The sequence below is a fragment of the Arcticibacterium sp. GJ41-1 genome, assembly GCF_055808875.1.
Window position 1 is genome coordinate 2,301,220 of record NZ_CM147888.1, and the last position, 13,400, is coordinate 2,314,619.

At 38.3% G+C, this 13,400-nt stretch carries 8 protein-coding genes; all 8 read left to right on the forward strand.

The window, feature by feature from the left end; translation table 11 throughout:
- Positions 1 to 64: 64 nt before the first annotated feature.
- Positions 65 to 2,149 carry a HEPN domain-containing protein gene (locus tag AC0L6O_RS09395; protein ID WP_473308057.1) on the forward strand — a complete coding sequence of 695 codons (2,085 nt, stop codon included), beginning with the start codon at positions 65 to 67 and terminating at the stop codon, positions 2,147 to 2,149.
- Positions 2,149 to 2,916, forward strand: coding sequence for a uroporphyrinogen-III C-methyltransferase (gene cobA, locus AC0L6O_RS09400; RefSeq protein WP_473308058.1), 768 nt, complete (start codon positions 2,149 to 2,151; stop codon positions 2,914 to 2,916). The genes AC0L6O_RS09395 and cobA overlap by 1 nt, the downstream gene beginning before the upstream one ends.
- A 3-nt stretch (positions 2,917 to 2,919) precedes the next feature.
- Entirely contained in the window at positions 2,920 to 3,801 is an 882-nt protein-coding gene (locus AC0L6O_RS09405; protein ID WP_473308060.1) for a sulfite exporter TauE/SafE family protein, read from the forward strand.
- Between the two features lie 6 nt (positions 3,802 to 3,807).
- Positions 3,808 to 4,482 carry a phosphoadenylyl-sulfate reductase gene (locus AC0L6O_RS09410; RefSeq protein ID WP_473308062.1) on the forward strand — a complete coding sequence of 225 codons (675 nt, stop codon included), beginning with the start codon at positions 3,808 to 3,810 and terminating at the stop codon, positions 4,480 to 4,482.
- Positions 4,483 to 4,529: 47 nt separating this feature from the next.
- On the forward strand, positions 4,530 to 5,441 hold the full coding sequence (cysD, locus tag AC0L6O_RS09415; RefSeq protein ID WP_473308064.1) for a sulfate adenylyltransferase subunit CysD: 912 nt from the start codon (positions 4,530 to 4,532) through the stop codon (positions 5,439 to 5,441).
- Between the two features lie 187 nt (positions 5,442 to 5,628).
- On the forward strand, positions 5,629 to 6,885 hold the full coding sequence (locus AC0L6O_RS09420) for a sulfate adenylyltransferase subunit 1 (RefSeq protein WP_473308067.1): 1,257 nt from the start codon (positions 5,629 to 5,631) through the stop codon (positions 6,883 to 6,885).
- Positions 6,886 to 7,264: 379 nt separating this feature from the next.
- Complete coding sequence (gene gltB, locus AC0L6O_RS09425; protein WP_473308069.1) at positions 7,265 to 11,818, forward strand: glutamate synthase large subunit; 4,554 nt, start codon at positions 7,265 to 7,267, stop codon at positions 11,816 to 11,818.
- A gap of 34 nt (positions 11,819 to 11,852) precedes the next feature.
- Complete coding sequence (locus AC0L6O_RS09430; protein ID WP_473308070.1) at positions 11,853 to 13,367, forward strand: glutamate synthase subunit beta; 1,515 nt, start codon at positions 11,853 to 11,855, stop codon at positions 13,365 to 13,367.
- The last annotated feature ends 33 nt before the right edge of the window (positions 13,368 to 13,400 follow it).

Here is a 13,400-nt window from a genome sequence, read left to right on the forward strand (position 1 = left end):
GTCTATTAGTTTAGTAGACTATTAATATATTTGCAGTCAGTTCTCATAAAAGGAAATCATAATAATGCAAAGCTTTAGAACAGAATTAGAAAATCCGATAGTGGAAAAAGACATCTTGGATCTTGGTAGAAAAATCCAAATGTTTAAGGAAGGAAAAATTGATGATGACAAATTCAGAAGTCTTCGTTTGGCGAGAGGTGTTTATGGCCAACGTCAAGAAGGTGTTCAAATGATCAGAATTAAACTTCCTTATGGTAAAATGACTTTTGACCAGTGGAGAAGAATATGTACCGTTTCTGACGAGTACTCTACCGGCATGATGCATTTTACAACACGTCAAGATATTCAGATTCACTATGTAAGCTTAGATAGGACTCCTGAGTTATGGGCTGAACTAGAAAAGGATAATGTAACGCTAAGAGAAGCTTGTGGTAATACAGTTAGAAATGTTACTGGTTCTGTGACTTCTGGTGTTGATAAAGATGAGCCTTTCGATTTGACACCTCATGCTCATGCTACTTTTGAGTACTTCTTGAGAAACCCAATCTGCCAAGAGATGGGTCGTAAGATGAAGTTTTCTTTCTCAAATACAGATGAAGATACGGCATTGGCTTACATGCATGACATTGGCTTTATAGCCAAAGTTAAAGATGGCCAAAGAGGTTTTAAAGTTGTAGTAGGTGGAGGTTTAGGTGCTCAGCCAAGAATGGCAGATGTGGCTTATGAGTTTTTGCCTGAGAATATGATTATTCCTTTAGCAGAATCTATCCTACGTGTTTTTGACCGCCATGGTGAAAGAAACAGTAGAAGCAAGGCTAGAATGAAATTCCTTCTTGCCAAAATAGGTTTTGAGGCCTTTATGGAATTGTTGGAAGAGGAGAGAGCTGCTTTAAAATCAAAAGTGTTTGAGATTAACACAACAACCGACGCTCCTGAATTAGCTTACAAAATAGCTGAAGGAAATGTAGAAATTACTGATGCTAAGAAGTATGAGAATTGGAAAGCAACGAATGTTATAGAACAAAGTCAAGAAGGTCTTTTTGGTGTTTTTGTAAGAGTTCCTTTAGGGAATATCACCACTACAGAGACTAGAAACCTTTTGGATGCTTTAGAAGGGTATATTGGTAATGATATGCGTATTTCTATCAACCAAGGCTTATTCTTTAGAAATATTCCAGAAGCTAACCTTGACTATGTGTATTCTGTTTTAGCAAAGTTTGGTTATGCAGAAGCTGGTGCTAATAGCGTAGTAAATATTACAGCTTGCCCAGGTACTGATACTTGTAACTTGGCTATTTCTGATAGTACTGCAATTACTAAGGTTTTAGAAGGAGTTATTGAAAGCGAGTTTCCAGAGCTTATTAAGAATAATGATATCCTAATTAAGATTTCTGGCTGTATGAACTCTTGCGGTCAGCATGGTGTGGCTAATATTGGATTCCATGGTAGTAGCATGCGTACTAAAGATAAAAGAGTGCTTCCTGCTCTTCAAGTGCTTCTTGGTGGAGGAACCATTGGAGATGGAGAAGGCAGAGCTGCAGATAAGGTAATTAAGGTTCCGAGTAAAAAAGGACCAGATGTTTTAAGATATGTCTTAAAAGATTATGCTGAGAATGCTACGGAAGGAGAGCGTTTTAACGACTACTACGACCGTCAAGGGAAAATCTACTTCTACGATGTCTTGAAACCATTGGCTGATATTACCAACTTAGTAGAGACTGATTTTATTGACTGGGGACGTGAAGAGCAGTTTAAGACAGAAATTGGTGTAGGTGAGTGTGCTTCTGTAATTGTTGACTTAGTTGGAATTTTATTCTTTGAGTCTGAGGAAAAATTAGACAATGCTCAAGCGGCTATTGAAGAGAAAAGGTATGCGGATGCTATTTATCATACGTATTCTTCTCAGGTCAATGCAGCTAAAGGGCTTTTAATAGATAAAGGCGTTAAGACAAATACTCAAATGAGTGTGATTGCAGGTTTTGATGAGAACTATAAAGAAGAGTTTGGTGGACTTGTGGCAGAGCAAATTCTTCAAATTAATAAGAACGAACCTTCTTTAGAGTTTGCAAATAAATACTTAGCTGAAGGAAAAGCTTTCTTAGAAAAAGCAATGACTTACAGAAACGCTCAAAATTTAAAATTGGCCTAATGAATTCACCAAAATTAACATTGGTGGGAGCAGGACCAGGTGACCCGGAGTTAATCACGCTCAAAGCTATAAAAGCTTTAAAGAGTGCTGATGTGGTACTTTATGATCACTTAGCTTCTCAAGACCTTTTGGGATATGCAGAAACCGCAGAGCTGGTTTATGTAGGAAAAAGAGGGCATAAGAGAGGTATTTCGCAAGAGCAAATCAATGAGTTGATAGTTGAGAAAGCTTTTGAAAAAGGTCATGTAGTAAGGTTGAAAGGTGGAGACCCATTTGTTTTCGGTAGGGGAGTAGAAGAAATTAATTTCGTAACTGAAAGAGGTATTCCAGCTTCGTATATCCCGGGTGTTTCATCCGTTAATTCTATAGGCCTTTCAGGAATTCCACTTACAGATAGAAACAGTGCCGATGGTTACTGGGTTATTACTGGTCATAAAAAGGATGGTAGCTTAAGCAGCGATATTGCTTTGGCTTCGCAGTCAAACTCTACTTTGGTGATTCTAATGGGAATGAGTAAGCTTGCTGAAATAGAAGCTATTTTTTCATCACAGGGAAGGACCAATGTTCCTGTAGCCATTATTCAGCATGTTTCTACACAGAACGAGAAACTAGCTATAGGAACGGTAGGCTCACTAGTAGCTTTGGCAGAGGAAAACGAGTTGACAAACCCTGCCGTAATAGTTATAGGCGAAGTAGTAAATGCTCTCAAAAACGGTTTTGGAGAAGCTTTAAAAGAACAAATTTCCATTTATCAAAGAGTAGCATAATTAATGAAAAAACTGGCTCTTTCGCTAAGCGACAATGTTAGATTTAAGTCCATCGCCATATTGATGGTTTTAATGAAAGTAGGCTTGGCAGCAGTTTTGGTCTATCGGGTATATGTTGATTTTGATTCAGCCACTTTTGCATTAGATTCACTTTTTTATTACTTCGTTTTTGTTGGGTTTATAGCTCAGCTTATTGATGGAGCCTTAGGGATGGCTTACGGTGCCACATGTAGTTCGTTAATGATGAGTGTGGGTGTGCCGCCAGCTTATGCCACTGCTGGTGTACATACTGCTAAGGTTTTCACCGCAGGTGTATCTGGTTTGTCTCATATATTCTTAGGAAACATTGATAAGAATATGTTTTTCCGAATAGTGATTACTGGCGTAATAGGTTCTATGATAGGTGCCTATGTTATTTCAGAAGTGATTGATGGTGAGTTTATAAAGCCGTATATATCAGGATACTTAGTGTTTTTAGGGATTATGATTTTCATGAAAGCCTTTAAAGCGAAGCCTCAGATTCCAGTCAATAAAAACCTAGGTATTTTAGGTTTATATGGTGGTTTCTTTGATGCCATTGGTGGTGGAGGTTGGGGCCCTTTAGTAACATCAAACTTGTTAAGTAAAGGTAATCCAGCTAAACAAACTATTGGAACAGTTAATACGGCCGAGTTTTTTGTAGCCTTCTTTAGTACGGGTATTTTCATGCTCTTCGTAGACACAAAAGCTTGGCAGCTTATTGCCGCCTTAATTATTGGTGGTATTTTTGCCGCTCCATTAGGAGCTTATTTAGTTAAATTTATCCCTCAAAAAATCTTGATGATTGTAGTTTCCGTCGTGGTAATATTAGTCAGTTTGATAAATGTGGTAGGGTTATTCTTTTAAAAAGACATGGAAGATTTATTTAATAAAACATTAGAAGAAAGACTTAATTGGGTGGTTGAAAATCATTCAAACATAGTTTTTTCTAGCTCCTTCGGTCAAGAAGATCAGGCCATTACACATGCTATCTTTTCTAAAGATTTACCTATTGAGGTTTTTACTTTAGATACTGGACGTCATTTTCAGGAAACCTATGAAGTGATGGATAAGACAAAGGCTCGCTATAAAAAAGAGTTTACTACATATTTTCCTGAGACAGCCCAAGTGGAGAGTTTAGTGAAAGCTAAAGGCTTCAATAGCTTCTTTAACTCTGTGGAGGATAGAAAAGAATGTTGTTTCATAAGAAAGATAGTTCCACTCAAAAGAGCCTTAAAGGGTGCCGACGTTTGGATTACAGGTTTAAGAGCTGACCAATCTGAAAACAGAAACGACATGAAAATGTGGGAATGGGATGAAGGAAATCAGGTTCATAAATTTAATCCTTTAATAGATTGGTCATTTGAACAAATGGAAGATTACTTAAAGGAGAATAAAGTGCCTCAAAACAGCCTTCATAAAAAAGGTTTTATAAGCATAGGTTGTGGCCCATGTACCAGAGCTATAGTAGAAGGGGAGCACCCAAGAGCAGGTAGATGGTACTGGGAGGCCTCTCAAAAAGAATGTGGTTTACATGCCGTTAAATAGCATGTTTTTTTGATAAAGAATTTAGTTTTAATAGTACAGATAGTATAATGATTTTAGAAGATAGCAATAGGAGTTTTCCTAGACAATTGGAAGACGAGGCAATTTACATCATGAGAGAAGTGGCTGCTCAGTTTGAGAAGCCTGTTTTACTTTTCTCTTGTGGGAAAGACTCTATTACCCTTGTTAGATTGGCTCAAAAGGCTTTTTATCCTGGTAAAATTCCATTCCCACTTTTACATGTTGATACCGGACATAACTTTCCAGAAACCATCGAGTTTAGAGATAAACTTGTGGCAGAACTTGGGCTAGACCTTCAGATTGGTAGCGTACAGCAGTCTATTGACGAAGGAAAGGTAAAAGAAGAAACTGGAAAATATGCTAGTAGAAATGCTCTTCAAACAGTAACGCTTTTAGAGGCTATTGAAAACGGAAAGTATGACGCTTGTATGGGCGGTGCTAGAAGAGATGAGGAGAAAGCTAGAGCCAAAGAAAGAATCTTTTCAGTAAGAGATGATTTCGGTCAATGGGACGCTAAGAAGCAAAGACCAGAAATGTTTGACATGCTGAATGGAAAAATTGACATGGGAGAAAATGTAAGAGTTTTTCCTATCTCTAACTGGACAGAATTAGACGTTTGGAATTACATCAAAGAAGAGAAAATTGAAATACCTTCTGTATATTTTGCTCACAAAAGAAGAGTATTTGACAGAGATGGTTTAATCTGGTCTGAGTCTGAGTTTGTTAATAAAACTGACGATGAGGAGGTTTACGAAGAGTCTGTAAGGTTCAGAACTTTGGGTGATATGAGCTGTACAGCAGCCGTAAAGTCTACCGCAGATAATATTGATTCCATTATAGATGAAATCTTAAGTGCAGAAATTTCTGAAAGAGGTGCCAGAATAGACGATAAACGTTCTGAAGCAGCAATGGAGAAACGTAAGCAACAGGGATATTTTTAGAGCGTACAGATTAGTCAAAGACACAAGACACAAGATTACTTTTCTTTAGTTGTGCTCTAGTCCTTGATAAACTCATGAATTATAAAAACGAATTTTAAATAATTAGATTAAGCAAGTCTTTAGTCTTACATCTAATGTCTCCAAGTCTAACTGGAGCAGTTTTAAAGAAAGAAGAGAATTTACAAAAATGGACATATTAAAGATAGCAACGGCAGGTTCGGTAGATGATGGTAAGAGTACGCTGATAGGCCGTTTACTTTACGAAACAAAATCTATTACAAAAGATAAAATAGAGGCTCTAGAGACAGCATCTAAAAGAAAAGGTTTAGACTTTACAGACCTTTCTTTATTAACAGATGGTTTGATAGCCGAGCGTGAGCAAGGAATCACCATTGACGTAGCTCACATTTATTTTAATACACCTACACGTAAGTATATTATTGCAGATACTCCTGGTCATTTCGAGTACACGCGTAACATGATTACAGGTGCTAGTAATGCTTCAGTTTCTATAATTCTTATAGATTCTAGAAATGGTATTTCTGAGCAAACCAAAAGGCATTATTACATCAGTCAATTATTAAGAATTGAAAACGTAATAGTTGCTGTTAATAAAATGGACTTGGTAGATTATTCTCAAGATAGCTTTGAAGCCATCAAAAAGGATTTTGAAACTACCGTAGGAAAAGCAGGTTTTGAAGGTCAAAAAATTACTTTCATTCCTCTGTCTTCTTTATATGGAGATAACATTACCACAAAGTCAGATAAAATGGCTTGGTATGAGGGTGGTTCTTTATTGAATATTTTGGAGAGCATCGAAAATAAGCAAGTGAGAACGGGTGCAGATGCTATCCCTGCCAGAATGGGTGTTCAGTATGTGGTAAGACCTAAAACAGAAGAATACCATGATTACAGAGGCTATGCAGGAAGAATAAGCAGTGGAGAATTTGAGGTAGGAGATGAAGTTACAGCTTTACCTAGCGGTCAAAGTTCTACCATAAAAAGCATTCAGAAGTTCGAAACAGACTTAACGAAGGCTATTGCTGGAGATTCGGTTGTTATTACTTTAGATACTGACATTGACATTAGCCGTGGAAACATGTTAACGCGTTCTAATGTAGTGCCTGAAGGTAAAAAAGCTTTAAAAGCTACTGTTTGTTGGATGGATAGCACGCCGCTTTCAGCGGGCAAAACGTACATTCTTCAGCACGGTGTCAATACACAAAAAGCAAAGTCAATTTCTATTGATTCTGTTTTAGATGTACAGCATTTAGTGGAGTCAGATGAAAGAACAGACATCAAATTGAATGAAATTGGTGTAGTTAATTTGAAAACAGCAGGTGAAATATTCGCCGATACTTATACAGAAAATCCTTCTAACGGAGCATTTATACTCATAGACCCAATGTCAAATACTACGGCAGGTTTAGGTTTTGTAATGTAAGCAGATTCATTTAGTCAATATGAAGAGGTAAGCAGTAATGTTTACCTCTTTTTTTTTGTTTAATGGCTGCAATTGACTCGTTTTTGCAGACATAATCAGTGAAATTGGAGGTACTTACTTGTTAAGACAAGTAAAAATAGCACTTAGAAATGTTCTAAATTGGATTATTCTAATGTTAAGTTTACATTAAGATATTTTATTGGTTGCTGAGTACTAAAATCAGAGTTTACCTGTCAATCTCAACTTTTTTTGTTATTATATTGCAAGGCAGAGCTAAAAATACAACCACTGTTTTAGCTCTCGTAAGGGAAACATATCTAAATGCTAATACAATGCAGTTTCCCGAAATACATTTATTATAACAGGAGTACTATAAGGAATGATTGAAACAGAAGAAAACTTGGGTCTTTACAGCAGTGAGTTTGAGCATGACGCTTGCGGAATAGGTTTCCGAGCTCATTTAAAAGGCCGTAAATCGCATGGTATTGTTACAGATGCCATACAGATGCTAGAAAGAATGGACCACCGAGGAGCCTGCGGTTGTGACCCTAATACGGGTGACGGTGCAGGTTTGTTGTTGCAAATTCCCCATGAATTTTTTGTAAGCGAGTGTAGAAAAAAAGGCTTTAAGTTGCCAGCCTCAGGAGAGTATGGTGTTGGTCAAATTTTCTTCCCGTACCAAGAAATAGCAAGAGAAGAGTGTCGTGAGATACTTAACAGAAAAATTGAAGAGCTAGGTTTTGACCTTCTTGGATATAGAAAAGTGCCTACACTTAATGATACATTAGGCGAAGGCTCTCTTAAAGTTGAACCATGGGTTGAGCAGTTGTTTATCAAAATGCCAGAGGCAGTTGAAGATGACTTAATCTTTGAACGTAAGTTATACGTTTTAAGACAGTTTGCTTCTGCGGTTATTAGAGACTCAGTTAAAGGCGTTAGTCAAACATTCTACATTTCAAGTTTATCTTGTCGTACTATCTCTTATAAAGGTCAGTTAACTACAGACCAACTAAAATATTATTTCCCTGATTTACAAGATTCTAGAGTTGTTTCGGCTTTTGCCATTGTACACTCTCGTTTCTCTACTAATACTTTCCCATCGTGGAAACTAGCTCAGCCATTTAGGTTTATCGCTCATAATGGAGAGATTAACACGGTAAAAGGTAACGTAAACTGGATTAGAGCGGCAGAAAAGTCTTTCTACTCTGAATTCTTCACAAAAGAAGAAATGGAGATGATAATGCCTATCTGCGATAAAGGTAATTCAGATTCTGCCATGTTAGATAACGCCATTGAGCTGCTTTATCTTTCAGGAAGGTCTCTTCCGCATGTAATGATGATGATGGTGCCAGAAGCATGGGACGGAAACGAAGCCATGGATCCAGTAAGAAAGGCGTTCTATGAGTATCATGCTACTATCATGGAGCCATGGGATGGCCCAGCTTCTATATCATTTACAGATGGTAAAATGGTGGGTGCTACTTTAGATAGAAACGGTCTTAGACCATCTAGATACTGGGTACTTAATGATGACACTGTAGTGATGGCATCTGAGGCAGGAGTCTTGGATATTGACCAGTCTACAGTAGTATCAAAAGGCCGTCTTCAGCCAGGTAGAATGTTTGTGGTAGACATGGAGGAAGGAAGAATTATTCCTGACGAAGAGTTGAAAGCTGATATTTGTTCAAGACAGCCTTACGGAGAATGGATTGATAAGCATAAGATTAATATCAAAAAGCTTCCAAAGTCAATTCGTCCATATACTCATTACAGTCCAGAGAAACTTATCAAAAGACAAATCACTGCAGGTTATACTTCAGAAGATTTGAGAATGATATTAGGACCAATGTCTTCTTTAGGTAAAGAGGCTATCGGGTCTATGGGGATTGATATTCCTTTGGCTATTTTATCTAGTCAAAGCCAGCATCTATCTTCTTACTTTAAGCAGTTATTTGCACAGGTAACTAACCCACCTATCGATTCTATCAGAGAGCGTTCTATCATGTCTTTGATATCATTTGTAGGTACTGCTGATAATATTTTGACGGAGTCGCCAAGGCATTGTCGTCAAGTACAGTTGCAGCAGCCGGTTTTAACACCTAAAGAGTTTGATAAGCTTCGCTTTGTTGACCATGATGGTTTCCAAGCTAAAACTATTAATACTTACTTCTATACTAGCTCAGATGATCATGGTAAAGCTTTGGCTTTCGCTATTGAAAGAATTTGTCGCTACGCAGAAGATGCTATTAGAGATGGTTTTGAAATTCTTGTTCTATCTGATAGAGCAGTAGATTCGGAGCATGCAGCCATTCCTTCATTGTTGGCTACTTCAGCTATTCACCACCACTTAATTCGTAAAGGTTTAAGAGGTCAGGCGAGTATCGTAGTAGAGGCGGCCGATGTTTGGGAAACACATCATTATGCAGCTTTAATTGGTTTTGGAGCGTCAGCCATATGTTCATACTTGGCTTTCGAAACATTGACCAAAATGAACGCCTCTGGTCAAATTGACGGGGAGTTTACAGATAAAGAACTTTATAAGAACTATATCAAAGCTGTTGATAAAGAGCTATTGAAGATTTTCTCTAAAATGGGAATTTCTACATTGCAGTCTTACCAAGGGGCTCAGATTTTTGAATGTTTAGGTCTAAATAAAACTGTTGTTGACAAATACTTCACAGGAACTGTATCAAGAATTGGTGGCTTAGGCATCGATGATATTGCCAAAGAGGTTATTGTAAGACACAGAGTGGCTTATCCAAAAATCGAAAAAGATTCAGTTAAGAGATTAGAAGTAGGTGGTGTTTATCAATGGAAGCAGCGTGGTGAAAAACACATGTTTAATCCAGAGTCAATTCATCTTCTTCAGCAGTCAACTAAACTTGGCGACAAAGATTTAGAGGCTGGTTATAAATTATTCAAGAAGTATTCTAAGCTAATAAACGACCAATCTAAAGAAGCCCTTACGCTTCGTGGTTTGATGCGTTTTAAGCAGTCTGATTCAATTTCTATTGACGAAGTAGAGCCAGTAGAGGAAATATTCAAACGTTTTGCTACTGGAGCCATGTCATTTGGTTCTATTTCTTGGGAAGCTCACACTACCTTGGCTATTGCGATGAACCGTATAGGTGCTCGTTCTAACTCAGGAGAGGGTGGAGAAGATGAAACAAGATATACGCCGCTTGAAAATGGAGACAGCATGTCTTCAAATATTAAGCAGGTAGCCTCAGGTAGATTTGGAGTAACTAGTTACTACTTATCAAATGCCAAAGAGATTCAGATTAAAATGGCTCAAGGTGCCAAGCCTGGTGAAGGCGGACAGCTTCCTGGCCATAAAGTAGATGATTGGATTGGGCGTACTAGACACAGTACTCCTGGTGTAGGACTTATTTCTCCTCCACCTCACCATGATATCTACTCTATTGAGGATTTAGCTCAATTGATTTATGACCTTAAAAACGCCAACGAAGAAGCACGTATTTCCGTGAAATTAGTTTCTGAGGCTGGTGTTGGTACTATTGCTACGGGTGTAGCAAAAGCTCACTCAGATGTGGTATTGATAGCAGGTTATGATGGTGGTACTGGAGCCTCTCCATTATCTTCATTAAGACATGCAGGTCTTCCTTGGGAGCTTGGTCTTGCAGAAACACACCAAACGCTTGTCAAAAATAAGTTGAGAGGAAGAATTGTGGTTCAGGCAGATGGGCAATTAAGAACAGGAAGAGACCTTGCCATAGCAGCTTTATTAGGTGCGGAGGAGTTTGGAGTAGCTACTGCTGCTTTAGTAGCAGCAGGTTGTATTTTAATGAGAAAATGTCATTTGAATACTTGTCCAGTAGGAATTGCTACGCAAAGAAAAGAACTAAGAGCTTTATTTAGCGGTAAGCCAGAGCACGTGGTAAACATGTTTACTTACTTAGCAATGGAAATGCGTGAAATTATGGCTGAACTAGGTTTCAGAACTGTCAACGAAATGGTTGGTCAGGTTCAGAAATTAGAGAAGAGGTCTGATATCAAGCATTGGAAGTATAAAGATTTAGATTTTTCTAAAATTCTTTACAAAGAGCCAATAGCTGCAGAAGTAGCAGAGTATAAGCAAGAAGAGCAAGACCATGGTATTTCTATGGTTCTAGATAGGCAAATGATTAAGGATGCTAAGCCAGCCCTTGAAAAAGGAGAAGCTGTAACAGCAGAATATAAGGTCAATAACCTTGACAGAACTATTGGAGCTATGCTTTCGCATGAAATCTCTAAAATTTATAAGGGAGAAGGTTTGCCAGCAGGCACTATTCATTTTAAATATAGAGGTACTTCAGGGCAGTCTTTCGGGGCGTTCTCTACCAAAGGTTTGAAATTAGAACTTGAAGGAGATTCTAATGATTACTTCGGGAAAGGTCTTTGCGGAGCTGAGCTTATCGTCTATCCAGACAGAAATGCTACTTTCAAAGCCTCTGAAAATATGGCAGTAGGTAATGTTTCTTTCTATGGTGCTACATCTGGTGAAGCCTTTATTAACGGTTTAGCTGGTGAACGTTTTGCGGTAAGAAACTCTGGTGCTAGAGTAGTAGTAGAAGGAATAGGTGACCATGGTTGTGAATACATGACAGGTGGAACCGTAATTGTTCTAGGACCTACAGGTGGGAATTTTGCAGCTGGTATGAGCGGTGGAATAGCCTATGTTTATGATAAGGAAAAAGTATTTGATGCTAAGTGTAATAAAGAAATGGTAGACCTAGAAGGGCTTACTACGGATGATGAAGCCTTATTAGAAGGTATGATTACAAAGCATTTGAAGGCTACTGGAAGCGAAGTAGCTAAATCTATATTGGACAACTTGAAAGAAGAGTTTAAGAACTTCGTGAAAGTTTATCCAAGAGATTATAAGCGTATTTTAGCTGAAAGAAGTGAAAAAGAAGCTTCAAAAGCGGCATAAGGAAATCAATTTAGAACATTAGTACAACACGATAATGGGAAAACCAACAGGTTTTTTAGAATTTGAGAGAGAAGCTTCGAAGTATAGAAGTATAGATGAACGTAAAAAAGACTACCAAGAGGTAGAGCAAAAATATAGCAAAGAGCAAACCCACGAACAGGCAGCTAGATGCATGGACTGTGGAATACCTTTTTGTCATAATGGCTGTCCGCTTGGGAATATCATTCCTGAGTTTAACGACGCCGTTTATGAAGAAAACTGGAAACAGGCGTATGAGATTTTAGCAAGTACTAATAACTTCCCAGAATTTACTGGAAGAATTTGTCCTGCACCTTGTGAGTCTTCTTGTGTATTAGGTATAAACAAGCCTCCTGTAGCTATTGAGTACATTGAGAAATCAATTATCGAAAGAGCATATGAAGAGGGTTGGGTAGTAGCTAGTCCTCCTTCAGTGAGAACAGGTAAGAATATTGCTGTGGTAGGTTCAGGCCCTGCAGGAATGGCCGCTTCGGCTCAGCTTAATAAAGCGGGTCACACTGTTACATTGTTTGAAAGAGCTGACCAAATAGGTGGTCTGGTAAGATATGGTATTCCAGATTTTAAATTGAACAAAGACATCATTGACCGTAGAATTGCGGTGATGGAAGAAGAAGGTGTTATTTTCAAAACCAATACAAATGTTGGTGTTGATATAACTTCGGAGCAATTAGAAAGAGATTTTGATGCTGTAGTTTTGACCGGAGGTTCTACCGTTCCTAGAGATTTGAATATTCCAGGAAGAGAGCTTAAAGGTGTTCATTTTGCAATGGAATTTTTAAGCCAGCAGAATAAAAGAGTGGCAGATACCAAAGGTATCAAAGTTGACTTTTCTGTTGACCACCAAGGAGCTAAATATCAAAACGGCGATTTATCTGCAAAAGGTAAAAACGTGGTAGTGATTGGTGGTGGAGATACAGGTTCTGACTGTGTGGGTACATCTAACCGTCACGGAGCCAAAGCTATTTATCAAATAGAGATTATGCCAATGCCTCCTAAAGAGAGAGCAGAAAGCACGCCATGGCCTATGTGGCCTATGCAGCTTCGTACCAGTACTTCGCATAAAGAAGGCTGTGACAGAGATTGGCAAATTAACACCAAGGAGTTTGTAGGTGACGAAAACGGAAACCTAAAAGCTCTTAAGTTGGTGAATATTGAATGGGTGAAAGATAATGGCCGTATGACCATGAAAGAGATTCCTGGAACAGAAAAAGAAGTTCCTTGTGAATTAGCTTTATTGGCAGCTGGTTTCCTACACCCTCAGCAAGAAGGTTTGTTAAACGACTTAGGTGTAGAATATGACCAAAGAGGTAATATTAACGCTCCTAAGTATCAAACTAGCAATGAGAAAATTTTTGCAGCAGGTGATATGAGAAGAGGACAGTCATTAGTAGTGTGGGCTATTTCAGAAGGACGTGAAGCTGCTCGTGCGGTAGACCAGTACCTGATGGGTGAGTCTTTCTTAGAAGCTAAAGCTGTTTCTATGATTTCACCTTCTTATTTGGGCGTATAGTCGATAAGAACTTAATATACTTTAAAGCAGTCT

Excerpts from the sequence above, each read along its gene's own strand:
- AC0L6O_RS09395 (WP_473308057.1), top strand. The coding sequence starts at position 65 with ATGCAAAGCTTTAGAACAGAATTAGAAAATCCGATAGTGGAAAAAGAC.
- cobA (WP_473308058.1), top strand. The coding sequence starts at position 2,149 with ATGAATTCACCAAAATTAACATTGGTGGGAGCAGGACCAGGTGACCCG.
- AC0L6O_RS09405 (WP_473308060.1), top strand. The coding sequence starts at position 2,920 with ATGAAAAAACTGGCTCTTTCGCTAAGCGACAATGTTAGATTTAAGTCC.
- AC0L6O_RS09410 (WP_473308062.1), top strand. The coding sequence starts at position 3,808 with ATGGAAGATTTATTTAATAAAACATTAGAAGAAAGACTTAATTGGGTG.
- cysD (WP_473308064.1), top strand. The coding sequence starts at position 4,530 with ATGATTTTAGAAGATAGCAATAGGAGTTTTCCTAGACAATTGGAAGAC.
- AC0L6O_RS09420 (WP_473308067.1), top strand. The coding sequence starts at position 5,629 with ATGGACATATTAAAGATAGCAACGGCAGGTTCGGTAGATGATGGTAAG.
- gltB (WP_473308069.1), top strand. The coding sequence starts at position 7,265 with ATGATTGAAACAGAAGAAAACTTGGGTCTTTACAGCAGTGAGTTTGAG.
- AC0L6O_RS09430 (WP_473308070.1), top strand. The coding sequence starts at position 11,853 with ATGGGAAAACCAACAGGTTTTTTAGAATTTGAGAGAGAAGCTTCGAAG.